The following is a 23,387-nucleotide window of genomic DNA, read 5'->3' on the forward strand; positions in this document are numbered from 1 at the left end:
ATGTTATTTACCATCGAAAACAGCACGCTCTACTGCTATACCGGCGGCAAAGCGTTTGACCCGAATCAGCCGACTGCCGTCTTCATTCACGGCGCGCAGAACGACCATTGCGTGTGGGCCCTGCAAACGCGCTATTTCGCCCACCACGGCTGGAACGTGCTGGCCGTGGATTTACCCGGGCATGGCCGCAGCCAGGGCGCGGCGAAAAGCAGCATAGAGGAGTTGGCGCGCTCGATACTGGCCGTGCTCGACGCTGCCGGCGCGCCCAAGGCCATGCTCATCGGTCACAGCATGGGCTCCCTGATCGCGCTGGAAGCGGCATTCCTTGCACCTGCAAGTGTCAGCCATCTGGCCATGCTCGGTTCCACCTACCCGATGAAAGTGTCTCCCGCGCTGCTGGCAACGGCGCTGCAGGACGAACAAGCTGCCATCGACATGGTCAATATCTGGTCACATTCGTCGATCGCGCAAAAGCCGTCGTTTCCCGGCCCCGGCTTCTATGCCATGGGCGGCGCGCGGCGCTTGAAACAGCGCATCGCCGCCCGCAACCCCGAGCACGTGCTGCATACAGATTTTTTTGCCTGCAATGCCTACGCGAACGGCGAAATCGCCGCCGCTTCGGTACACTGCCCGACCTTATTCATTGTCGGCGCGCGCGACATGATGACGCCGCCCAAATCGACCCGGCTGCTGACAGCGGCAATCGCGCATGGCACGCTGGTGCAAGTCGACAGCGGACATGAATTGATGGCCGAGCAGCCTGATGCCGTGCTCGACGCGCTGTTTGCCTTTGCGCAAACAGCAGCAGCGCAATGAACATGGACCAAACGGACTTTTTTTAGGATAGATGGATGATGTTGCTCAACACTCTGCTCGATGAATTGACTGGCCGTGGCAGCGGCACGGAAGCGGCGCGGCACGAGCGCTATCACTGGCTGGAACAACTGCGCTGCAGTAATGCGCAAGCTGCAGCAGGCGGCCCGATGGCCGGCATCCCGGGCCACCACTGGTACCGGCTGCCACAGGCATTGACGGTGGCAGGCCAGCATAGCGACCTGCTGGTCGGCACCCTGAACGCCCAGTACCTGGTCTTCGCGGGCAGCCACGCGGCAGCGTTTGCGGCCGAACTGGGACTGCAATACGACGCCAACAACCGCATCGACCGCCCGGGTGGCCTCGACGAACTGCTCGACGCCTACGCAGAACAGGCCGATGGCAGCTGGACCAGCGTGGCCGATGGCCCGCCAGCGCCGCCGTTAGCCGGTTGGGATGATGTTTATTTCCGCGTGCGCGACTTGAGCGATGGCAAGGCCATCCAGAGCGTCACCACCATCGCCTACGAGAGCAGCCGCTTTCCCGGCTACACGCTGCTAGGCACAACCATGGTGGGCGCGGGCGCCATCGCCCACGACGACGAGACAGCGCAGTATTTGCAGCAAATCTTCGCCGACTGGGCCATCCAGCGCCGCTGTGCGCACGCTTGCCCCTCTTCAGCGGCGCCCTGGCCATACACGCCGCGCCAGGCGCCGCCCGCGCCGAACGGCATGCCGTTCGATGTGGCCCGCAACCTGGCCTACCTCGATGCCTTGCTGGCCGCCTACGCCCGCGCGCAGGCGCAGGCGCACATCGACGCTGGCGATAACGCCTATTGGGCTTGCGCCGCCGCCAGCACGGCCTACCAGGTTTTCTCGCTGCGCTACACGGCAAGCTTGCCTTTGCCGGAAGTGGAAACGGCGCTGGAAGCGGCCGTCGCCGCCTGCGAAACGGCGCGCGCGGCCCTGGGCGCAGCCTACGCTGACGATGCCTTGCCCGCCTTCGATTTCCAACAATTGACGGATTACGCCCGCACCCTGCAGTTGCTGGGCGCGACCTTGCTGTTCGAGCGCCACGACCTCGCTGGCCGCCTGGCCGCCCTGCAAACAGCCTTCGATGGCGAAGATGGGGTGTATGAGGCGCTGCTGTCCACCATCGATCCGCAGCGTCCCAGCGTCGACGAGTGGTATTTCGCCGAGCCCTATTCGGCCCTGTATGACTGCCTGGAAGCGCACGCTCCCGCGCAGCAGTTGGAGCACCTGCAGCATTACGTGCGGACCTGGCATGCGGCGCTGGTGCAAGAAGACTGGTTCAACGGCCATTTGCGCGCGCAAGGCCTGGGGGGCTACTACGGCCTGTGGGCCTTCGAGGCAGCCGCCGTGGCCAAGCATCTGAAACTGGAACGCAGCGCACTGGCGCACTGGGTGATGCCGGCATCACCCTGACATTGACAGGAAAAGGTGTTGCACGTGATCTTTGCGAACGCCCGGGCGCTGAACCCAATACTGTATCAAACAGGGCCTGCAGGCGAGAGGCAAGTCATCGCATTTGCAGCCTCGCTCAACTACAGCGCACGACGCCGAAATGCTGCGCCAGAGTCAGGCCCAGCCCGTTCTCCACGGCGTTTTCCACCTGCGCTGCCAGCGCGGCGGCATCGATGGCCGCCTTGATGTCGCGGTCATTGGTGGATCCGGCCGGATAGCCTGAATTGACGCGCATGCCGCCGAAGACGAATAAACGGTAAACATCGGCCAGGCTGATGCGGTTGACATTGCCCAGCAAGACCCAGTGGTCGGAACCGTCGGCCACGCGCTTGCCCCACTGCACCCGCACGGCGCCATCCACGTTGACGCGTCCCACCCAGCCCTGCTGCACCATCTTGTCGAGCAGCGTTTCCATCTCTTCGAAGCCCAGGCGCGTGCTGCGGCGGATCTCGGCCGCGCCCACCAGAGCCGAATCGGCGCAATGGCAAGCCTGGTGCAGCACTTTTAAAATGGCGACGGCGTCAACGAACTCGCTGCCGGGCGCCGCCTCGTACCACCAGCGCTCATATTTCACGACAGGCAAGGCCGCTACCAGCAAGGCGCCCACCAGGGTGATCATCCAGCTCAAGTAAATCCACACGAGAAACAGCGGCAAGGCGGCCAGTGCGCCATAGATGCGCGAATAGGTGGGAAATTCCTGGATAAATTCACCGAATCCCCGCTTGGCCACCTCGAACGCCAGCGCCGCCAGCAGACCGCCCCAGGCCGCGTCGCGCCAGTCGACGTCGCGGTTCGGCACGGCGATGTAGAGCAGGGTAAACGCCAGCATGGTCAGGCCGATCGACACCAGGGTATAAAACACGGCGCCGAGGAAAGGCACGGCCCCCACCACGCCACTGGTGGCCATGAAGAGGCGCGACGTCACCGTCAGCGACACACCCACCAATAGCGGCCCCAGGGTTACGATGGCCCAATAGACGAGCAGGCGCTTGCTCCAGCGGCGCTCCTGGCGCACGCGCCAGATACGATTGAAAACGCGTTCGATCAAGCCCATCATGCCCACCGAGGTGAGGATCAGGGTGGCCGCGCCGATGGCCGACAAGCGCGTGGCTTTCGAGGCAAACGTCGTCAGATAGTCGAGGATGGTGTTTGAAATGCCCTTGGGCATCACACTTTGCACGAAATAGTCTTCCAGCGCATGGCGAAAAGTATTAAACAAGGGGAAAGTGGTGAAGATGGCCAGGGCCAGGGTGAACAGCGGCACCAGCGCAAACACGGTGGCGAACGTCAGGCTGCCGGCCACTTGCGGCAAGCTTTCCTCGCGCACGCGGCGGCGCGCGAACTGCAGCAGGTCGCGCGTTTCGGACCAGCTCAGGCCGCGCACGACGGCCAGTCCCATGCTCGGGGCACGCCACAGATATTGAAAGACGGGTAGTATATATTTTGAAAACATGTGCAAAATTAGAACGGCGCCATGACAGCAGTCGTATCAGGCTGTAAAGCGCCCTATAATACCAATGATGAAGCCAACCAATCTGATTATTCTCGTATTGTTCTATTCACGCCATGGTGCCACGCGCCAGTTGGCCGAGCTGATAGCGCAGGGGGTCGAAAGCGTGCCTGGCTGCGATGCGCGCTTGCGCACCGTGCCAGCCGTCTCGACGGTGACCGAAGCGACGGCACCCGAGGTACCGCCCGCTGGCGCGCCCTATGTGGAACTGGAAGACTTGCAGGACTGCGCCGGCCTGGCCTTGGGCTCGCCCACGCGCTTCGGCAACATGGCCGCTGCCATGAAGTACTTCTGGGATGGCACGGCCAGCGATTGGCTGTCAGGCAGCCTGTCCGGCAAGCCCGCCTGCGTGTTCACTTCCACGGGCAGCCTGCACGGCGGCCAGGAATCGACCCTGCTGTCGATGATGATTCCACTCTTCCACCATGGCATGCTGGTCATGGGCCTGCCCTACACGCATCCTGAACTGATGACGACATCGACGGGCGGCTCGCCGTATGGCGCCACGCACTGGTCGGGCATCGCCGGCGACAAGGCGCTCAGCGACGATGAAAAGCGCCTGGCCATCGCCCTGGGTCGGCGCCTGGCGGAAAACGCCGCAAAACTGGCGGGCGCATGATGCACGGCGTACTGCACAAGTATTTTCACTGGGGCGCCATCGCCAGTCTCGTTACCCTGATCATCTGGTGCGTGCTGTGGGAAACCGTCGTCGCGCCGCTAAAGCCGGGCGGCTCGTGGATCGTGCTCAAAGCGGTGCCTTTGCTCATACCGCTGTATGGCGTCATCAAGCGCGATGTCTACACGCTGCAATGGTCGTCGATGGTGATCCTGCTGTACTTTACCGAAGGCGTGGTGCGCGGCTACAGCGACACGAACAGCACCTCGGCCCTGATGGCCTGGGGCGAAGCGCTCATCGTCTGCATCTATTTTTTCTGCGCCGTGCTGTATCTGCGCCCGTATAAAAAGGCGGCCAAGCGCATAGCCAGGGAATTGCTGGAAAAAGTAAATACAGTCAATAAAGTGAGCATCAAGAAATGAGTGAACAGCCCATGCGTGCACAAGCCGATTTCCTCGCCGCGTGCCGCGAGCTGCTCGGTGACGCCTACGTGCTCACCGTGGACGCCGAGACAGCCCCCTTCCTCACCGACTGGCGCGGCAGGTTCACCGGCAAGGCACTGGCCGTGCTGCGTCCCGCCACGGTAGAGCAAGTGGCAGGCGTCATGCGCGCTTGCGCGCAATGGCAAGTTCCCGTCGTGCCGCAAGGCGGCAATACAGGCTTGGTGCTGGGCAGCATCCCGGACGCCGCGGGCACGGCCATCGTGCTATCGCTGGCGCGCCTGAACAGCATCCGCGCGCTCGACCCCGTCAACCGCACCATCACGGTCGACGCGGGCTGCATCCTGCAAATCATCCAGCAAGCGGCCAGCGCCGCCGGCTGTTTATTCCCCCTGTCGCTGGCGGCCGAAGGCAGTTGCACCATCGGCGGCAACCTGGCCACGAATGCGGGCGGCACGGCCGTGCTGCGCTACGGCAATACGCGCGAACTGTGCCTGGGCCTGGAAGTAGTCACGCCGCAGGGCGAGATCTGGAGCGGCTTGCGCGGATTGCGCAAGGACAATACCGGCTACGATTTGCGCGACCTGTACATCGGTGCCGAGGGCACCCTGGGCGTGATCACAGGCGCGGTCATGAAACTGTATCCGCAGCCCAAAGCGTGCATCACGGCGCTGGCCGCCATGCCCTCGCCCGCCCACGCCCTGCGTTTATTGAGCCTGATGCAGGACCATTGCGGCGCCAGCCTGACGGGTTTTGAATTGATGTCGCAGTATTGCTTGCAGTTGGTGGCGCAGCAGTTCCCCCATCTGCCGCGTCCTTTCGCCGAGCCGCATGGGCAATATGTGCTGCTTGAGCTGTCGAGCAGCACGTCCGAGGCACACGCCGTGGAACTGCTCGAAGCGAGCATCGGCTCGGCGCTGGAAGAAGCGTTGATCGACGACGCCGTCGTCGCCAGCTCGGTGGCGCAATCCGAAGGCCTATGGCAGCTGCGCGAGCATATTCCGCTGGCGCAGGCACAGGCAGGCAAGAACATCAAGCACGATATCTCGCTGCCCATTTCCCGCATCGCCGACTTCATCGCCGTCACGGATGCGGCCCTGGAAGCGGCCTTCCCCGGCTGCCAGCGCGTGTGCTTCGGCCACCTGGGCGATGGCAACCTGCACTACAACGTGGCGCCGCCAGCGGGCATGACGGACACGCTTTTCCTGTCCAACCAGGATGCCATCAACCGCATCGTGCATGACCAGGTGCACGCTTTTGGCGGCTCCATTTCGGCGGAACACGGCATCGGGGCACTGAAGAAGGCGGACCTGGTGCGCTACAAGTCGCCGCTGGAATTGCAGCTGATGCGCGCCGTGAAGCAGGCGCTGGACCCGCAAAACATCATGAATCCGGGGAAGGTCCTGTGAGAACAGCATGCATCCGCTTCCTCATCTGCGCCGGCTTGGCCGGCCCCGCCGGCGCGCAAGATGTCTACAAATGCGTGCAGGACGGCCAGACCAGCTATAGCGCCACGCCCTGCACCGGCGGCCAGCTGCAAATTCTTGACCTACCCGCGCCGCCGCCTGCCGTCGACAAGGGTGCGGCGACGCGCCAGGAACGCGTCGCCAGCCAGATGGAAGCGGCGCGCAAGAAGCGTGAAAGCCTGGAAGACCAGGCGCGCGAACGGGCCGCCAAGCAGATCGAGGCGCGCGACAAGCATTGTGCGCAGCTGCGCCTGGCGCAGAAGTGGACGGCGCAGGATGCCGTCGGCGCCAACGACAAGCAGCGCGAGGCGGCGCAATTGAAAGCGCGGCGCGCCGGCGAACGCCTGGCCATCGAATGCCCGAATTGAGCGCACAGTTGGCCAAGCCGGCGACCCTGCGCCTGCTGTCACGCTGGCTACTACTGGGCGAATGGCGCGCGCATCCCGTACGCGCCCTCGTCGCCATCCTGGCCATCGCCATCGGCGTAGCGCTGGGCTTTGCCATCCACCTGATCAACGCCGCCGCCTTCAATGAATTTTCCACGGCCGTCAAAAGCCTGTCCGGCCAGGCCGACGTGCAAGTGGCTGGGCGCGAAGCATTTTTCGACGAAGCCATCTACCCGTGGCTGGCGCAGCGCGACGGCGTGGCCTTGGCCTCGCCCGTGCTCGATCTGCAGCTTGCGGTGCCTGGCCGCGCGGGCGAGAGCGGCGCCCCACTGCACATCCTCGCGCTCGACGTCTTTCGCGCCGGCTTCATCTCGCCCGACCTGATAGGCGCACCGGCCGAGGGCCAGCCTTTCGACACCTTGGCCGACGATACCGTCTTTTTATCGCCGGCCGCCTTGCGCTGGCTCAAGCTGGCGCAGGGCGACATGATTGCCCTGCAATCGGGTACGCGCACGGTGTCGCTGCGCGTGGCCGGTTCGCTGCAAAGCGCGCGCGCCGGTCAGCGCATCGCGGTGATGGATATCGGCGCGGCGCAATGGCGTTTCAATAAACTCGGCAAGCTCTCGCGCATCGACTTGAAACTGCGCCAGGGCGTCAACCGCGATGCTTTCCAGGCAGCGCTGAGCAGCGCGCTGGAAACGCAGTATCCGGGGCGTTTCCAGGTGGGCCAGCCGAATGACGAAAACCAGAATAGCCGCAACAATAACCTCAGCCGCGCCTACCGGGTCAACCTGACGGTGCTCGCCCTCGTGGCCCTGTTTACGGGCGCCTTTTTGGTATTTTCCACGCAAGCCCTGTCCGTCATCCGCCGCCGCGCTCAGTTCGCGCTGCTGCGCGTACTGGGCATGGAGCGTGGCCAGCTGCTGCGCCAGGTGCTGCTCGAGGGCGCCAGCCTGGGTATCGTCGGTGCCGGATTGGGCATCGCCGGCGGCTATGGCTTGGCGGCCGTTGCCTTGCGCTTTTTCGGCGGCGACCTGGGTGCCGGCTATTTCGCCGGCGTGCAGCCGCAGGTGCAATTTACGCCCGTCGCCGCCCTCGTGTATTTTTCCCTCGGCCTGGGCGTAGCCTTGCTGGGCTGCGCCGCGCCCGCGCTGGAGGCGGCGCGTGCCGCTCCCGCCATCGCCCTGAAATCGGGCAGCGAGGAAGCCGTGACGACGCGCCTGGCGAAAACCTGGCCGGCACTGGCTTGCCTGCTGCTGGCCGGCGCAATGACCTTGCTGCCAGCCGTGTTCGAGCTACCCCTGTTTGGCTATCTGTCCATCGCCCTGCTGCTGATCGGTGCCATCGCCCTGATGCCACAGCTGGCGGCCGTGGTTTTCCGTTGTCTACAGCGCGCCTGGCTACGCACGGACGCGAGTGGCCACGCACCCGTGCGCAGCCTGACCCTGGCCCGCCTGGCGAACGCTTCGGGCCAGGCCGGCATCGCGCTTGGCGGCGTGCTGTCGAGTTTTAGCCTGATGGTGGCGATGGCCATCATGGTGTCGAGCTTCCGCGTTTCCGTCGATGACTGGCTGCTGCAGATCTTGCCCGCAGACGTGTATATGCGCACGACCGCCGGCGGCGCAACGGCGGGCCTGAACCCGCGCGAACAAGCGGCCATCACTGCCCTGCCCGGCGTGGCCCGGGTGGATTTCCAACGCTTGCGCTCGCTGTCGCTGGCACCCGACCGACCCAATGTGGTGCTGCTGGCACGTCCCATCAACCTGGCCGATCCAGAAAAAAGCATGGTGCTGGTGGGCGACACCATGCGCGTGCCAGATGGCGCGAAAGCCGTGTGGCTGTCCGAAGCGGCCGCCGACCTGTACAGCGTCAAACCGGGCCAGCGGATAGCCCTGCCGCTGGCCGGCGGCCTGCACCAGTTCTTCGTCGCCGGCATCTGGCGCGACTATGCGCGCTCTTCCGGCGCCATCCAGATGCCGCTCGATGAGTATCGCGCGTTGACGGGCGACCTCGATGTCAGCGATGCGGCACTGTGGCTGGACAAGGACGCCACGGGCGAGCAACTGCAGCAGCGCCTGAAGGCCCTGCCATTTGGCGCCAGCCTGGAGGTATCGAATCGCTCGGCCATCCGCGCCCTGAGCCTGCAAATTTTCGACCGCAGCTTCGCCGTCACCTACCTGCTCGAAGCCATCGCCATCGTCATCGGTTTGTTTGGCGTGGCCGCCACGTTTTCCGCACAGACCCTGGCGCGTGCCCGCGAATTCGGCATGCTGCGCCACGTGGGCGTGACGCGCGGCCAGATTTTAGCCATTTTGGCGCTCGAAGGCGGCACGCTGACGGCGCTCGGTATCGCTACCGGTTTTGTCCTGGGGCTCTTGATCAGCTTTGTGCTGGTCTTCATCGTCAATCCGCAATCGTTCCACTGGACCATGCAACTGCACCTGCCGTGGTCCATGATCAGCATCGTGGCCGGCGCCTTGCTGACGGCAGCCGCCGCCACGGCACTGATCGCGGGCCGGCAAGCCCTGTCCGCTGGTCCCATCCGCGCCGTCAGGGAGGACTGGTAATGCGCCGTTTGACTTGTCTATTGTTGTTATACAGCGCCGCCGCCATCGCCGCGCCGCCCGCCTTTGCCCCCGTCACGCCGCTGCCGACCGGGCAAGGCCTGCGCCTGCCGCATGACTTCGGCGCCCATCCCGCGTATAAAACCGAATGGTGGTACGCCACCGGGTGGGTCAAAACCAGCGGCGGCGAACAGCTGGGCTACCAGGTGACCTTCTTTCGCAGCGCCACGGCCGCCGACACGATGAACCCCAGCGCCTTTGCGCCGAAACAGCTGATCATCGGCCACGCGGCGCTGTCCGACCCGAAGGTGGGCAAGCTGCTGCACGACGAGAAAAGCGCGCGCGAAGGTTTCGGCCTGGCCTACGCCAAGGTGGGCGACACAGATGTAAAACTCGACGACTGGCGCATGCAGCGGCAAGCCGACGGCAGCTACAAGGTCAGCCTGGCCGCGCGCGACTTTAGCTTGCAGCTGACCCTGACCCCCACCCAGCCCGTGCTGCTGCAGGGCGAAGGCGGCTATTCGCGCAAGGGCGCACGGCCCGCGCAAGCGAGCTACTACTATAGCGAGCCACAGCTTGCTACCCGTGGCAGCATCGCGCGCGCCGGCGGCAAGGCGGAAACCGTGACAGGCACCACCTGGCTCGATCACGAGTGGTCCAGCCAGGTGCTCGATGCAAACGCCAGCGGCTGGGACTGGCTAGGCGCCAACCTCGCTGATGGCGGCGCCCTGATGGCCTTCCAGATCCGCAGCAAGACAGGTGCTAAACTATGGGCACATGCGACATGGCGCGAGGCGTCCGGCAAGGTGACGCAGTTCGCTCCCGGCGAGGTCGATTTCACACCCAAGCAGCTATGGCGCTCGCCCCGCACGCAGGCCCAATACCCGGTCGCCACCGAGATCCGCACCGGCACCACGCGCTGGCAGATCAAGCCCTTGCAGCCCGACCAGGAACTCGATTCGCGCCGCTCGACCGGCGCCGTGTACTGGGAAGGCGCCGTCACGGTGGAGCGCGATGGCCAGCCGGTGGGCCGTGCCTACCTGGAAATGACGGGCTACGTGCAGCCAATAAGCTTGTAACACATAATTAATAATTAATAATTAATAATACACAATACATAATAAGCAATCAATACCGGATACAGTACCTACCAAGCGGAAAACAATGACAACGAGCACAGATACAGGCAATACCAGCAGCACCGCAGCAAGCCCCACCCCCGCCACCGCCCCTGATACCGGCAGCAGCCGCGAACTCAAAAAGGGCAGCCTGGCCGCCTTCAAGGGCTTGATGCCCTTCCTGAAGCCGTACCGCAAGCAGTTCTTCCTCGCCGGTATCGCACTGGTGGTGGCAGCCGCCTCCACCCTGGCCATCCCGGCCGCGTTCAAGCAGATGATCGACCTGGGCTTCGGCGGCGCGGCCGGCTCGAAAAGCATACAGCACGTCGACCTGGTATTCCTCGCGCTGTTCGGCGTGGCGTCCATCCTGGCGCTGGCCACGGCCGCGCGCTTTTATACAGTATCGTGGCTGGGTGAACGGGTCACGGCCGACATCCGCAGCGCCGTGTACCGCCACGTCGTCACGCAAAGCCCGAAATTTTTTGAAACCACGCAGACCGGCGAAGTGCTGTCGCGCATCACCACCGACACGACATTGATACAGGCCGTAGTCGGCACCAGCATCTCCATGGCGCTGCGCAATGTGCTACTGTTCCTGGGCGGCCTGGTGATGCTGTTCGTCACCAGCGCCAAGCTGGCCGGCATCATCATCGGCTTGCTGATCCTCGTCGTCGTGCCCATCATCGTATTTGGCCGTCGCGTGCGCAAGCTGTCGCGCGATTCGCAGGACCGCATCGCCGACGCTTCGGCCATGGCTGGCGAAATCCTCAATGCCATGCCCACCGTGCAGGCGTTCACGCACGAGAAAATCGAATCGAAACGCTTTGGCGACTCCGTCGAAGGCGCCTTCATGACGGCCATGCGGCGCATCCGCGCGCGCGCTCTCTTGACCATGATCGCCATCCTGCTCGTCTTTGGCGCCATCGTCTTCGTGCTGTGGCTGGGCGCGCGCGCCGTGCTGGAAGGGTCGATGACGGGTGGCGATCTGGGCCAATTCATCCTGTACGCGTCCATCGTGGCCGGTGCCATCGGCGCATTGTCGGAGGTGATGGGCGAAGCGCAGCGCGCCGCCGGCGCCACCGAGCGCCTGCTGGAGCTGATGGCCGTCAAATCGGAAATCGAATCCCCGGTCACGCCGCTGCCGCTGCCCGCACGCGCCGCCACTGGCGCCGCGCTGTCGCTGGACGATGTCATGTTCTCGTACCCGTCGCGGCCGGACACCCACGCACTCGATCATGTCAGCCTCGACATCGGCGCTGGCGAAACGGTGGCAGTGGTCGGTCCTTCCGGCGCCGGCAAGACCACCCTGTTCCAGCTATTCCTGCGCTTCTATGACCCGCAAAGCGGCAGCATCCGCCTCGATGGCGTCGACATCAAGCAACTCGACCTGCATACCCTGCGCGACGCCATCGGCATCGTGCCGCAAGATACGGTGATCTTCTCGGCCGACGCCATGGAAAACATCCGCTACGGCCGCGCCGGCGCCAGCGACGAGGAAGTCATCGCTGCTGCGAAAATGGCGGCCGCCCACGAATTCATCGAACGCCTGCCGAATGGCTATAAATCATTCCTCGGCGAACGCGGCGTGCGCCTGTCCGGTGGCCAGCGCCAGCGCATCGCCATCGCCCGCGCCCTGCTGAAAAACCCGCCGCTGCTGCTGCTCGACGAAGCGACGAGCGCGCTGGACGCAGAATCGGAACGCCTGGTGCAAAAGGCGCTGGAAGCTGCCATGGTGGGCCGCACCACCGTCATCATCGCGCACCGCCTGGCCACCGTGCAGCGGGCCGACCGCATCATCGTCATGGAAGACGGCAAGATCGTCGAGACGGGCACGCATGCGTCACTGGTCGCCATGAAAGGCGTGTACGCCAATTTAGCGGCCCTGCAATTCCATCACGTCCAGCTCACCCCAGCAGAAGCAATTGCATCATGAACGCACTTTTCCACGCCAACCTGGGCATCACCGATTTCTGGACCTTTTTCCTGGGAACCATCTTCATCGTCATCCTGCCCGGCCCCAACTCCATGTATGTGCTGTCGGTCGCCGCCCAACGCGGCGTGCGGCCAGCCTACCAGGGCGCCTTCGGCATCTTCGCCGGCGACCTGATATTGATGGTGCTGTCAGCCTGCGGCGTGGCCTCGCTGCTGAAAGCGAGCCCAGCGCTGTTTTATGTCGTGAAATACATCGGTGCGGCCTACCTGGGCTGGATCGGCCTGCAGATGTTGATAGCTTGCTGGCGCAAGCTGCGCACGCCCGCCCCCGCCGACGGAGAAACGGCGGCAGCACCTGCCCCCGTCAAGGAAAGCGCGCCATTTCGCAAGGCCTTGATCATCAGCCTGATGAACCCGAAGGCCATTTTGTTCTTCATCTCGTTTTTCATCCAGTTCGTCGACCCGGCATTCCCGAATCCCGTGCTGTCCTTCATCGGCCTGGGCATGACTTGCCAGGTGATCAGTTTTACCTATCTGACGGCCATCATCTTCGTCGGCGCGCGCCTGGCCGAGACCTTCCGCCGCCGTCGCCGCCTGTCGGCCGGCATGGGCGGTGGCGTGGGCGCCATGTTCATCGGCTTCGGCGCGAAACTGGCCACCGCCACACTTTAACTGCACTGGAGATTTAGCGTGACCGCCTTGACCGAGATTGAACTGCGCCAGCGTTGCCACAGCGTCCTGCCTGGCCACCGCCAGCCTTCGCCGGCGGCCACCTTTGCCGCCATGGCCGCCTGGTGCGACGCCAACGACATCGCGCACGATACCTATGGCGACGGCGCGCTGATCGAACAGTTCGAAAAAAAGATCGCCAGCCTGCTCGGCTTCGAAGCGGCCGTGTTCTGCATTACGGGCACCATGACGCAGGTGACGGCTCTGCGCCTGGCGTGCCAGGACCGGGGTTCCTCGCTGGTGGCGCTGCATCCCACTTCGCATATCTTGCGCCACGAGCGCGGCAACCACGCCTTGCTCGAACACTTCAAGGGTTTGATGCTGGGCGACCCGCACCGCCCATGGACGGTGGACGACTTGCGCGCCGTGCCCGATGCGCTGGGCGCTGCGCAGGTCGAATTGCCGATGCGCGAAATCGGCGGCCAGTGCCCTGCCTGGAAAGATTTGAACGACATCAAGCGCCACTGCCGCGAGCACAACATCCATCTGCACATGGATGGCGCGCGCCTGTGGGAAGCGCAAGCCGGTTTTGGCCAGCCCTTGTCCACCATCTGCGACGGCTTCGATTCTGTGTATGTCTCGCTGTACAAGGGCATCGGCGGCCTCGGTGGCGCCATGCTGGCCGGCAGTGACGCGTTTGTCGAACGCGCGCGTGCCTGGTTCCACCGCCAGGGCGGCAACGTCGTGCATCGCACCCCCTACGTGGTGGCAGCGGCCATGCAGTTCGACGCGCGCATTGCCGCCATGCCGCACTATTTCGAACGCACGCAGTGGCTGTACGCGCTGCTGCGCGACTATCCGGCGATTGCCGTCAACCCTGCCCAGCCGCAGGCCAACATGCTGCACCTGCATTTGCCCGTCTCGCGCGAGCGGGCCATCGCCATCCGCAACCAGGTAGCCGAAAAGCACGGCATCTGGCTCTTCGGGCGCGCCAGCCACGGCGCCCTGCCCGGGCACAGCGTGGTGGAATGGTATGTGGGCGATCAGTTGCTGGAACTGCCAGACGACACCGTGCGGCTGGCCTTGACCTTGCTGGACCAGGGCATGCGCAAGCAGGCAGCAATTGAATGACAGGCGCAGGTTGGGGTAGGTCGGGTTAGCGCGCAGCGCGTAACCCGACACCACCACTGTCGTTCCCAAAAAAAAGCGCCCTGAGGCGCTTTTTTCATTTCATGGTGGCCGGATTGGCCGCCACTACCTGCTTAGAACTTGTAGTTATAAGCGAGACCGATCAACTGCATGCGGGTCTTGAACAGGCCCTTGGTGGTTTCACCGTTGCCGGTGCAAGCAGCGGTGATTGGCGACACCGGCGTGCAGTCGTTCTTGTAGTTCATCGGCGCATCCTTGAAGTCGATGTAGCTGTAGGCCAGGTCGATCGAAGAATTGGCGTTCAGCTTCCAGTTCGCACCGATCGAGTACTGCATGCGGTCGCTGTCGGGCAAAGCCGGGTGGCGCAGCTCGGCGCTGCGCACCGGTGCCTGATCGTGGGCGATACCGGCGCGCAGCATCAGGCTCTCGCTGTACTTGTAGTTGCTGCCCAGCGAGACGCGGTAAGTGTCTTTCCAGTTTTGGCGGATACGCTCGACGCCTTCGGCCGTCGGCGGGAACTGGATGTCCAGGTTCTGCAGGCGCGAAGTGCGGGTCCAGGTGACGTCGCCCATCAAGGCCCAACGATCATCCATCTGGTGGAAGGCGTTGACCGATACGGTTTCCGGCGTACGCAATTCCACCAGCGCTTCTGAGTTGGCCTTGCGCGATGCCTTGGCAACGAAAGCATTCACTGCAGCATTATTCGACACTTGCGAGAAATCCCAGATAGTGATGCCTTTGAGCTTGTGCGAAATCGATGAACGGTAGGAAATACCGAAACGCGTGCCTTCATTCATCTGGTACAGATAGCCCAGGTTGAAGCCAAAGCCCCAGTCGTGACCATTCATGGAGGCATGGCCATCCTTGGCGCCTTGCAATGCCAAACCCGCAGCGTCCTTGGCAGCCTGCCCCTGCGTCATGCCGATGGAATCTAAGAAAGCCTTCGATGCTGCTGGCGCTTTGTCATGCAAGTAAGCAACCGAACCGGGTACATCCACGCCCTGGCCCAGTTCCGCCTTCATGTATTCGGCCGTGATGCCGAAGCCAAACGCGTGGTGCTGATCCAGTTTGAACGATACGGAAGGATTGAGCGCAATGGCTTCGAGCTTGATGTGGGTGATCGCATAGCGGCCGTACCAGTCATTGCCATAGTCGAGCTTGGCGCCGTAGGGCACGAACAGGCCGGCACCGACAGTCCACTGCTCATTGATTTTCTTGCTGGCATACAGCGCTGGCGCAACCACCGCGTCCGGGGCGTAGTCCTTGGTAGCGGCAAATGGCGCACGTGCAGCGGATGGGTAAAACGCCTTCGAACCCATATCCTGGTAGGTCGAATGCGGGACCACGATGGTGCCGCCGCCAACGAACTGCGTACCTTCCAGGCGCGACAGGCCGGCCGGGTTGTAGAAAATAGTCGATGCGTCGCCCGCTTCGGCGCCGCTGGCATCGGCCGTGCCTTGGGCGGCAACGCTTTGCGAACCAAAACGGTAGCCCGATGCTTGAGCGGTAGAGGAGATGCCGGCGAACGCGGCAACGATCAGAAGGGGCAGATATTTATGTTTCAAGTTAGTCTCTTTATTATATATGTGTAATTTTCTTCGGCGCACTATTCGGGACATTTCAAGCTGTCCCGCCTTGCACTTTTCTTGCCGCCGCGAATTGCCTCACTGACGGCATGCGCGAAGCATATAATATTTTTTAGAAAAAAGCGAACGTTCGGTCTTTTTTGTGGCGGAGCGATATTTTCCTCGCCAATCGCGCTCTGCAAGGGGCTGGCATGGGCGCTTATCGCGGTATCAGAAAGCGCTGCTGCATCAGCGCCAGCATTTGCTCTGCCGGCACGGGGCGCGAAATGAAATAGCCTTGCACTTCGTTACACTGCAGCGCACGCAGGATGTCGAGTTGCTCGCGCGTCTCCACCCCTTCGGCCACCACGCTCATGCCCAGCGCATGCGCCATCGACAAGATGGCGCGCACAAAGACCTCGCCCTGCTCCGAACGGCCCAGCTCCATGGTGAAGGCGCGGTCAATCTTCAAGCCATCCATGGCGAACTTCTGCAACTGCGACAACGAAGAATAGCCGGTGCCGAAATCGTCGACCAGCAGCCGCACGCCCAGGGCGCGGATGGCTGACAGTTGCTCCACGGCGCGATTCTGTTCATCCATCATGGCCGATTCCGTGATTTCCACCTCGATCAGCCGTGCATCGATGCTGTAGCGCGTCAGCGCAGACGCCAGCACCTGGTGCACATCGCCACGGCCGAACTGGCGCGCCGAGACGTTGATGGAGACGGGCACCAGTTCCAGCCCGCTGGCCTGCCAGCGCGCCATTTGCAGGCATACTTTTTCGATGACAACTTCGCCCAGCTGCGAAATCAGGCCGCTGCTCTCGGCCACGGGAATAAATTCCAGCGGCGGCACCATGCCATGCTGCGGATGATGCCAGCGCACCAGCGCCTCCATGCTGCACAGCTCGCCGCTGAAGGCGTCGACGCGCGGCTGGTAGACGACGAGGAACTGATCCTGCTCCAGGGCCACCACCAGGCTTTGCTCCAGCTCGCGGCGGTTGCGGATGGTCTCGTACAATTCCGGCTGGAAGAAGCGGTAATGGCCCTTGCCTGCCCCTTTCACGGCGTACATGGCAATATCGGCGTTCTTCAGCAGCACTTCCGTTTCGGCGCCATCGCGCGGGTACAGGCTGATGCCGATCGAGGCGCCCATCTTGTGGCGTTCGCTGCCTTGGTAAAACGGTTCGTCAAAGGCCAGGGCGATGCGCTGCGCCACCTGTTCGGCACGGCTATCGTCTTCCACCGGATCGAGCACGACGACGAATTCGTCACCGCCCAGGCGGACCACATGGTCGCCCGGCCGCAACACGGCCTTCAGGCGCAGCGACGCGGCACGTAACACCTTGTCGCCTTCGGCGTGGCCCTGCGTGTCGTTGATATCCTTGAAACCGTCGAGATCGATGAACAGTAGCGCCAGCATCTGCTGCGCGATGGCAGCGCGCCCCAGGGCGCCGGGCAGGAATTGCTGCAGCCAATAGCGGTTGGGCAAACCCGTCAAACCATCTTCATTGGCCAGACGGCGCAAGTCGCGCTCATGCTCCTTGGCAGTACTGATGTCTTGCAGGGTCACTGCCAGACGGTCGCCGCTACGCACCAGGCGCCGGCGTATCCAGCGCAAACTGAAGGGATTACCTTCCGGCAATTCGATCTCTTCCTCGGAAAAACCGGACTGCATGGCGGCACGGTAATGCTGCATCAGGTCGCGGAAATACGGCTCGTGGGCGCGCGACTGCAAGCGCATGCCCAGCAACTGCTCGCGGCGCACGCCGAAGTAGCCGGCGCCCGGCTCGTTGCAATCGACGATCTCGAAATCGAGGATGTTGCTGTCCTCGCCGCGCAGGGCGGCAATGATGTAAAAGCCGTCGCTGGTGCCTTCGGTAGCCATGCGATAAGCGTTGCGCACGCCTTCGGACTGGTGATGACGCCATGCCAGGCGCAGCGACAACACGGTGGCGACGGCGGCAAAGGCCAGCAGCAGCACGCTGACGGCCAGGGCGATGCCGATATAAATGGTGCGCGTTTCCTCGTAGGGGTGCAGCAGTTCGCCGTCCGACAGTCCGACCACGGCCGTAAACGGATAGGCTTTCAGCGCCTGCCAGCCTACATAGCGGCTTTGCTGGTCGGAAAAAGCGATCCTGCCGCCCGAATGCATGGCGCCGCTCTCCGTTTCCAGGAAGCTGGTATCGAGAAACGGCCTGCCGTGGCCGCTCTGCATGGGCAAGACGCGCGAACCGAGGCGCGTGCTGAACAGCTCGCCCTCCTCGCCCACCACGGCGGACATGCCGAACTTGCCGAAATTGACACTGTTGTAGAATTCGGAAAAATAGCTGGAATGAATGGAAATGAGCAATACGCCGTCAAAATTACCATCCTCGTCTTCCAGCCGGCGCGTGAAGTGCACCAGGCTTTCATCGGCGCCCGATGCTGCGGCAGCCGCTACGCTGGCGCGCCCCAGCGCGATGCGCAGCGCGCTGGAATTGCTGCGCCAGTGGCGCAGCAGGATATCGCTGCGCTCGTTGACCCGCAGCCGCTGCAGCGGCGCCGTGGTCGTCACGGCATGACCCTTGCGGTCGAGGATGGCAACGATGGCAAATTGCGGCAAGGCATACATGCCCCGCGTCTTCAATTGGTCGAGACGCAGCTGACCGTGCGAATGCTCCCACTCATACTTGAGCTGCAGGGTCAGCTGCTCCATCTGTTCCAGAGTGCGCAACAGATACTGGCCATATGCTTTCGACAAGGAAGACACGCTCTCGAGCGCCTGCTGCTGCGCCACCTTCTTTTCCGCTTCCAACTGCAGCAAGGTGGCCGTCCACAACACCGCGCACAAGACCAGCCCAAGCAAGGGCCAAGCCAGGATCAGGCGCAAGTTAGCCTTGAGAAAATCAGCCCTGCTCATCTCCACCATGGCGCCGTTATTATTGTTATTTACAAATTGTCGCAAGAACATGGTGCAGCATCTGTCGTTTCTATGTATTTCTTTAAGGACACACAAATTACCACAAAGTCATGTGTGCAGGTGTAACGGTAGCGTATTTATGTGTGCTGACGACAGCCCACCTGTCGTGCCTGCGTTACAATCAGTACCCTTACCGTTGGAGAAATACATGCAGCAATATCAAGATTTGATCAAGACCGTGCTCGAAACGGGCAGCTGGCAAGACAACCGCACGGGCATCCGCACCCTCAGCGTGCCGGGCGCCATGATGCGTTTCGACTTGGCCAACGGCAACTTCCCTGCCGTGACGACCAAGAAACTGGCTTTCAAATCCGTGATCGGCGAATTGTGCGCCTTCCTGCGCGCCTCGCGCAACGCGGCACAGTTCCGCGCGCTGGGCTGCAAAGTATGGGACCAGAACGCCAACGAAAATGCGCAATGGCTAGCCAATCCCTACCGCGCAGGCGAGGATGACTTGGGTCCCGTGTATGGTGTGCAATGGCGGTCATGGCCCGCCTACAAACTGCTCGCTGCCGACCAGCCGGCACAAATTGCCGATGCGCAAAAGAACGGCTTTACGCTCATCGCCCCCATCGTCGACGCTGGCGTGCAAAAAGTATTGCTGTACAAGGCAGTAGACCAGTTGCGCGAGTGCCTCGACACCATCATGACGAACCCGGGCAGCCGGCGCATCCTGTTCCACGGCTGGAACCCGGCCGTGCTCGATGCCGTCGCCCTGCCCGCCTGCCACTTGCTGTACCAGTTCATCCCGAACGCCAGCACGCGCGAGATATCGCTATGTTTATATGTACGCAGCAACGATATCGGCCTGGGCACGCCCTTCAACATCGCCGAAGGCGCAGCCCTGCTGCACCTGGTGGCACGCCTGACGGGCTACACGCCGCGCTGGTTCACCTACTTCATCGGCGACGCGCACATCTATGAAAACCACCTCGACATGGTGGAAGAACAATTGAAGCGCACGCCATTCCCGGCGCCGCGCTTTGTCATTTCCGACCGCGTGCCCGACTATGCCAAGACGGGCAAGTACGAGCCGCAATGGCTGGAAAAAATCGAACCGTCGGATTTCTCGCTGGAAGGCTATGAACACCATGCGCCCATCAAGGCGGCGATGGCCGTCTGATGCCGGTCAAACAGCTGGCAGCGATGCAGCGCCAGCCGTTTGACCAACGACAGGGCAGCGAGTTCGTCCGATCAACGCTGCCGTTCACGGCGACGCGTGCATGATCGACATGCGCACGGTTTCATCGACTTCCGGCAGCACATCGCGCCAGCGACCTAGCCCGGCTCTGCACCCGGGCCACCAGCACCACCTGCGCCACCCGGTCCGCGTCCGCCCGGCGGACCAAAACGCGGTTCGCGCTCACCCTCTTTTGCTGCCGACGTCGCGCCGCCGAGGCGATACGACAGCCCCACATACAGCATGCGCCCATCGAAGCGGCGCGTGCTTGTCTCGCGCAAGGAAGCGCTGTTGATGATGGTTTCCATCTTGTTGCTGCTAAACACATCGGTCACGTTCATGACCAGGCTCAGTTGTGGCGTCACCGTGTGGCGCAGACTCAGGTTCAAGGTATTGTTCGGCGAGCGGTAGCCCTGACCCGAGAGCGTTTTTCCTTGCATTTGTAGGGCTAATTGCAGCTGGTTAGCCGGATTGATCTGGTAATTGAGGCGTGCGCGGCCACTCAGGGCATTCGCCGTGCGCGTGCTGCGGTTGCCCAGGTCGTCTGAGCTGGTTTGCTCGCTGCGCGCCAGGTTGCCGCTCGTGTTCAGCGTCAGGGCCGGGGTCAGCTTGCCGCTGACGCTGAACTCCAGGCCACTCGAATGGCTGCCCTCGCCGTTTTCGCGCGTCGTCAGCAGCACGTTGTCGCTAATAAAATAGCGGTAATCAACGATAGCGTCCGTGTCGCGCCGGTGGTAGGCGCGCAAGCTGCTTTCCAGGCCTAAGAGCTTGGTTTCATAGCCGATCTCGAAGGCATCGGTCTGCGTGGGTTTGAGCTTGGGATTGCCGGTCGAGACATTGAACTCGTCACGGTAAACCACGTAAGGGTTCAGGTCGCCGGCGCTCGGGCGGCGCAGGCGGTGCGCATAGCTGAAGCGGACATTGCTCTCGTCACTGACCTTGTAGGTAGCAAACAGGCTGGGAATATAGTTGACGTAATTGTTGCTGGCCTCGATGCCACCGGTGATCTGGCGCACGTGCAAGTCCGTGTATTCGGCGCGCAAACCGGCCAAGGCGCCCCAGCGCTCGCTCAGGCGCATCTGGTAGGAACCGTACAGCGCGACAGTGCGCTCGTCGAGCTCGAAACGGTTGCTGCGCATGGGATTGAGCGTTTCCACCAGGCTAGTGGGGTTGATGTTGGTGTACAGGGTGTCGAAGCTGCTCTGGTTATCGGCCACTTTATAGCCCAGCTTAGCCGTGCCGCCCGCCAGTGGACGCTCATAGTCGCCGCTGAAGTCGACGATGCGGTTGCCCGTATCGCTGTGCTGGCGCGCGCGGCTGTCGAAGGCATGCACGGGCGCGAGCGTGTAGGTATTGACGTAATCGCTGTCGCTCTCGTTGGCCGACGACGATACGCGCAAGTCGATTTTCAGGGTTTCACCTGGCAATTCGCCCTTATGGTCGTAGCGCGCCCCCCAGCTGTAGTTGCGGCTGTCGCCATTGCGCACGGTGCTGCGCACATAGTCACCGATGCGGCTGCCCGTGCTGTCGCCATTGATGTAGCGGTCGAGCGAACGCTGGTCGTTGCCGCGCCCGTTATACGACACGCTGGCGGCCAGGGTATCTTGCGTATTGAGGTTGTAATTGACGCTGCCGTGCAAGCCCAGCGAGTCATTCAAGCCATTGCTGGTGGAATGCTGGCTGCTGGGGGCAAAAGCGCCCATACCGGGCACCAGGCGGTCCAGGCGCTCACGGCTGACCTCGCCGACAGAGTTGCGGCCGTCGTGGCGCACATAGACGCCGCCCTGGTAGCCCCAGGGACCGTCGTTGTAGCTGCCAGACACGCCGCCGTTATAGCGTCCAGCGATACCCGCATTCGCATTCACGCTAGCAAAGCCGCCCGGCTTGCGGTTACGTCGCATCACCAGGTTCAAGATCGGCCCCCCTCCAGCCTCATTGCCGAACTGCGCGCCGGGATTGTTAATCACTTCCACCGATTCGATATCGTCAGCTGCCATGGCGTTCAGGGTAGCGCCGCGCGCATCGCCCTGCAGCATGGCCGAGGGCTTGCCATCGATCAATATCTGCACATTGCTGCTGCCGCGCAAGGATACGGAACCATCGGCACTCACGGCCACCGACGGCACATTACTCAAGGCATCGGCCGCCGTGCCATTGCTGCTGCCCACGTCGGACTTGACGTCGTAGACTTGCCGGTCGATGCGCCCGGTGGGACGCTCGGCCGTCACGCTGACGGAAGGAGAAGCGTCAATGGCAGGCGCCTTGGCCGGCACCGGCTTGACGATGGCGTCGCTGGTGACAGTTTGCGCTTGGACGGCGCTGCCGGCGACTAGCAGGCTGGCGCCCGCCAGACAGTGGAAAAGGTTTGTATGCATTTGGCTTAAAAATAATCGTCACGCTAAGGATGAGGCTCTACACTACAGCGAGAGAGCACTTTTAAAGCATGCCACGATTAGCGCAGCCAAAGCAAATGCCAGGCCTTGTTTTTACTTCAATTTACAAATCTCTTCCACTTGTAGCCGCACAAGCTCATTCGATCAACCGTACGCTAGCGCACCAAGCCATGGCCGCGCGCCAGTGTCAGCCAGCGCAGAAACTCAGTCATCGATAAATCTCCCCGCTGCGCATCACCGTGTTCAACGGGCAAACCGACATACAAGTCGTGGGCGGTGACGAGCGGGCGCTCGATGACAGCGGCAAGCGCTGAGCCGAGTCCAGGTTTTCCATGGGATTATTTATTCAGCAGTGGGAGCCTCGGACCAGGGCGCAGGGCAAGGCGCGTCGTCCGAAGGCAGTACGCATGTACAGATGCGTTGAAAAAACCATAGCGAGCGGCAGCGAGTTATGGACGAGGCGCGCAGCTGTGCCTGGTCTGGGCCGCCGAGGCAGTGAGCATCGGCGGCCGAAAATCGCCACGACAGCAGGTTTTGACCGCTGTTTTAGGCGTTGATCCCGAAAGAGCGTGCCAGCGGGCCCAGGCCGCCCTTGAAACCCTGGCCGATGGCCTTGAATTTCCACTCGCTGCCAGCGCGGTAGATTTCGCCGAAAATCATGGCCGCTTCTGTCGAACCATCTTCCGACAGGTCGTAGCGGGCAATTTCCGCGCCGTTGTCGCCATTGAGGCAACGGATGAAAGCCTTGCCCACCATGCCGAAGTTCTGCTTGCGGGCTTCGGCGTCGTGAATCGTGACGGCCACGGCGATCTTGTCGATGTCGGCTGGCACGCTGGCCAGGTCGACGGCGATTTTCTCGTCGTCGCCATCGCCGCCGCCCGTGGTGTTGTCACCCGCGTGGACGATGGAACCATCCTGCGACTTCAGGTTGTTGTAAAAAATGAAATCAGCATCGGAACGCGCCTTGCCATCCGTTTTCAGCAGAAAGGCGCTGCCGTCCAGGTCAAAAGCGGCGCCATCGGTGGCGCGCGGGTCCCAGCCAAGGCCAATCACGATTTTCTTCAAGCCAGGAGCTTCCTTGCTCAGGTTGACATTGCCGCCTTTTTGCAAACTGATCGCCATGTTAATTCCTTTTCAATT

The 23,387-nt window shown here is 62.5% G+C and carries 17 protein-coding genes; 12 read left to right on the plus strand and 5 right to left on the minus strand.

Translation table 11 applies throughout. The features are described 5' to 3' along the window. Positions 1-816 (plus strand): alpha/beta hydrolase, encoded by an 816-nt coding sequence (locus tag H4V96_RS12200; protein ID WP_010398833.1) that lies wholly within the window; start codon positions 1-3, stop codon positions 814-816. 35 nt (positions 817-851) lie between these two features. After that, positions 852-2,258 carry a PoNe immunity protein domain-containing protein gene (locus tag H4V96_RS12205; RefSeq protein ID WP_196856912.1) on the plus strand — a complete coding sequence of 469 codons (1,407 nt, stop codon included), beginning with the start codon at positions 852-854 and terminating at the stop codon, positions 2,256-2,258. A 115-nt stretch (positions 2,259-2,373) separates the two neighbouring features. Here the strand turns inward: H4V96_RS12205 and H4V96_RS12210 are convergent, their stop codons facing one another. Then, complete coding sequence (locus H4V96_RS12210; RefSeq protein WP_280720967.1) at positions 2,374-3,696, minus strand: YihY family inner membrane protein; 1,323 nt, start codon at positions 3,694-3,696, stop codon at positions 2,374-2,376. Positions 3,697-3,817: 121 nt separating this feature from the next. On the opposite strand from H4V96_RS12210, the gene wrbA reads away from it, so the two are divergent. From wrbA to H4V96_RS12255, 9 genes are all read left to right on the plus strand, one after another. Continuing rightward, positions 3,818-4,426, plus strand: a complete 609-nt coding sequence (wrbA, locus tag H4V96_RS12215; RefSeq protein ID WP_029496463.1) for an NAD(P)H:quinone oxidoreductase — start codon at positions 3,818-3,820, stop codon at positions 4,424-4,426. Then, the gene (locus H4V96_RS12220; protein ID WP_029496464.1) at positions 4,426-4,845 is read left to right on the plus strand and encodes a DUF2069 domain-containing protein; all 420 of its coding nucleotides are present in this window, start codon (positions 4,426-4,428) and stop codon (positions 4,843-4,845) included. Before wrbA ends, H4V96_RS12220 begins: the two co-directional genes overlap by 1 nt. A gap of 11 nt (positions 4,846-4,856) precedes the next feature. Further along, positions 4,857-6,272, plus strand: coding sequence for an FAD-binding oxidoreductase (locus tag H4V96_RS12225; protein ID WP_280720968.1), 1,416 nt, complete (start codon positions 4,857-4,859; stop codon positions 6,270-6,272). After that, complete coding sequence (locus H4V96_RS12230) at positions 6,269-6,697, plus strand: DUF4124 domain-containing protein (protein WP_196856909.1); 429 nt, start codon at positions 6,269-6,271, stop codon at positions 6,695-6,697. Before H4V96_RS12225 ends, H4V96_RS12230 begins: the two co-directional genes overlap by 4 nt. Then, positions 6,685-9,282, plus strand: coding sequence for an FtsX-like permease family protein (locus H4V96_RS12235; protein WP_196856908.1), 2,598 nt, complete (start codon positions 6,685-6,687; stop codon positions 9,280-9,282). The genes H4V96_RS12230 and H4V96_RS12235 overlap by 13 nt, the downstream gene beginning before the upstream one ends. Further along, positions 9,282-10,358, plus strand: a complete 1,077-nt coding sequence (locus tag H4V96_RS12240) for a carotenoid 1,2-hydratase (protein ID WP_196856907.1) — start codon at positions 9,282-9,284, stop codon at positions 10,356-10,358. Before H4V96_RS12235 ends, H4V96_RS12240 begins: the two co-directional genes overlap by 1 nt. Before the next feature lie 85 nt (positions 10,359-10,443). Then, positions 10,444-12,330, plus strand: a complete 1,887-nt coding sequence (locus H4V96_RS12245; protein WP_196856906.1) for an ABC transporter transmembrane domain-containing protein — start codon at positions 10,444-10,446, stop codon at positions 12,328-12,330. Then, positions 12,327-13,001: a leucine efflux protein LeuE gene (leuE, locus tag H4V96_RS12250; RefSeq protein ID WP_010398851.1), complete on the plus strand. Its 675-nt coding sequence runs from the start codon at positions 12,327-12,329 to the stop codon at positions 12,999-13,001. Before H4V96_RS12245 ends, leuE begins: the two co-directional genes overlap by 4 nt. Positions 13,002-13,028: 27 nt before the next feature. Continuing rightward, positions 13,029-14,129 (plus strand): beta-eliminating lyase-related protein, encoded by a 1,101-nt coding sequence (locus H4V96_RS12255; RefSeq protein WP_280721186.1) that lies wholly within the window; start codon positions 13,029-13,031, stop codon positions 14,127-14,129. 131 nt (positions 14,130-14,260) lie between these two features. Here the strand turns inward: H4V96_RS12255 and H4V96_RS12260 are convergent, their stop codons facing one another. Then, on the minus strand, positions 14,261-15,712 hold the full coding sequence (locus H4V96_RS12260) for an OmpP1/FadL family transporter (RefSeq protein WP_196856905.1): 1,452 nt from the start codon (positions 15,710-15,712) through the stop codon (positions 14,261-14,263). A gap of 220 nt (positions 15,713-15,932) precedes the next feature. Then, a complete protein-coding gene (locus H4V96_RS12265; RefSeq protein WP_196856904.1) occupies positions 15,933-18,665 on the minus strand; it encodes an EAL domain-containing protein in 2,733 nt (910 codons plus the stop codon). A 157-nt stretch (positions 18,666-18,822) separates the two neighbouring features. On the opposite strand from H4V96_RS12265, the gene H4V96_RS12270 reads away from it, so the two are divergent. Continuing rightward, on the plus strand, positions 18,823-19,797 hold the full coding sequence (locus H4V96_RS12270; protein ID WP_196856903.1) for a thymidylate synthase: 975 nt from the start codon (positions 18,823-18,825) through the stop codon (positions 19,795-19,797). Positions 19,798-19,952: 155 nt separating this feature from the next. On the opposite strand, the gene H4V96_RS12275 is transcribed toward H4V96_RS12270, so the two are convergent. Together H4V96_RS12275 and H4V96_RS12280 are read right to left on the minus strand one after the other, a co-directional pair. Beyond that, the gene (locus tag H4V96_RS12275; protein WP_196856902.1) at positions 19,953-22,229 is read right to left on the minus strand and encodes a TonB-dependent receptor; all 2,277 of its coding nucleotides are present in this window, start codon (positions 22,227-22,229) and stop codon (positions 19,953-19,955) included. Between the two features lie 564 nt (positions 22,230-22,793). After that, the gene (locus H4V96_RS12280; RefSeq protein WP_010398866.1) at positions 22,794-23,369 is read right to left on the minus strand and encodes a TerD family protein; all 576 of its coding nucleotides are present in this window, start codon (positions 23,367-23,369) and stop codon (positions 22,794-22,796) included. Between the last annotated feature and the right edge of the window lie 18 nt (positions 23,370-23,387).

This window comes from Janthinobacterium sp. CG_23.4 (genome assembly GCF_029892305.1).
Lineage (GTDB): Bacteria > Pseudomonadota > Gammaproteobacteria > Burkholderiales > Burkholderiaceae_D > Janthinobacterium > Janthinobacterium lividum_D.

Bases quoted from the DNA above. Each gene is read 5' to 3' on its own strand.
- H4V96_RS12270 (WP_196856903.1), top strand. From the start codon at position 18,823: ATGCAGCAATATCAAGATTTGATCAAGACCGTGCTCGAAACGGGCAGC.
- H4V96_RS12245 (WP_196856906.1), top strand. From the start codon at position 10,444: ATGACAACGAGCACAGATACAGGCAATACCAGCAGCACCGCAGCAAGC.
- H4V96_RS12240 (WP_196856907.1), top strand. From the start codon at position 9,282: ATGCGCCGTTTGACTTGTCTATTGTTGTTATACAGCGCCGCCGCCATC.
- H4V96_RS12210 (WP_280720967.1), bottom strand. From the start codon at position 3,696: ATGGGACTGGCCGTCGTGCGCGGCCTGAGCTGGTCCGAAACGCGCGAC.
- H4V96_RS12220 (WP_029496464.1), top strand. From the start codon at position 4,426: ATGCACGGCGTACTGCACAAGTATTTTCACTGGGGCGCCATCGCCAGT.
- H4V96_RS12275 (WP_196856902.1), bottom strand. From the start codon at position 22,229: ATGCATACAAACCTTTTCCACTGTCTGGCGGGCGCCAGCCTGCTAGTC.
- wrbA (WP_029496463.1), top strand. From the start codon at position 3,818: ATGAAGCCAACCAATCTGATTATTCTCGTATTGTTCTATTCACGCCAT.
- H4V96_RS12200 (WP_010398833.1), top strand. From the start codon at position 1: ATGTTATTTACCATCGAAAACAGCACGCTCTACTGCTATACCGGCGGC.
- H4V96_RS12235 (WP_196856908.1), top strand. From the start codon at position 6,685: ATGCCCGAATTGAGCGCACAGTTGGCCAAGCCGGCGACCCTGCGCCTG.
- leuE (WP_010398851.1), top strand. From the start codon at position 12,327: ATGAACGCACTTTTCCACGCCAACCTGGGCATCACCGATTTCTGGACC.
- H4V96_RS12280 (WP_010398866.1), bottom strand. From the start codon at position 23,369: ATGGCGATCAGTTTGCAAAAAGGCGGCAATGTCAACCTGAGCAAGGAA.
- H4V96_RS12225 (WP_280720968.1), top strand. From the start codon at position 4,857: ATGCGTGCACAAGCCGATTTCCTCGCCGCGTGCCGCGAGCTGCTCGGT.
- H4V96_RS12265 (WP_196856904.1), bottom strand. From the start codon at position 18,665: ATGTTCTTGCGACAATTTGTAAATAACAATAATAACGGCGCCATGGTG.
- H4V96_RS12205 (WP_196856912.1), top strand. From the start codon at position 852: ATGATGTTGCTCAACACTCTGCTCGATGAATTGACTGGCCGTGGCAGC.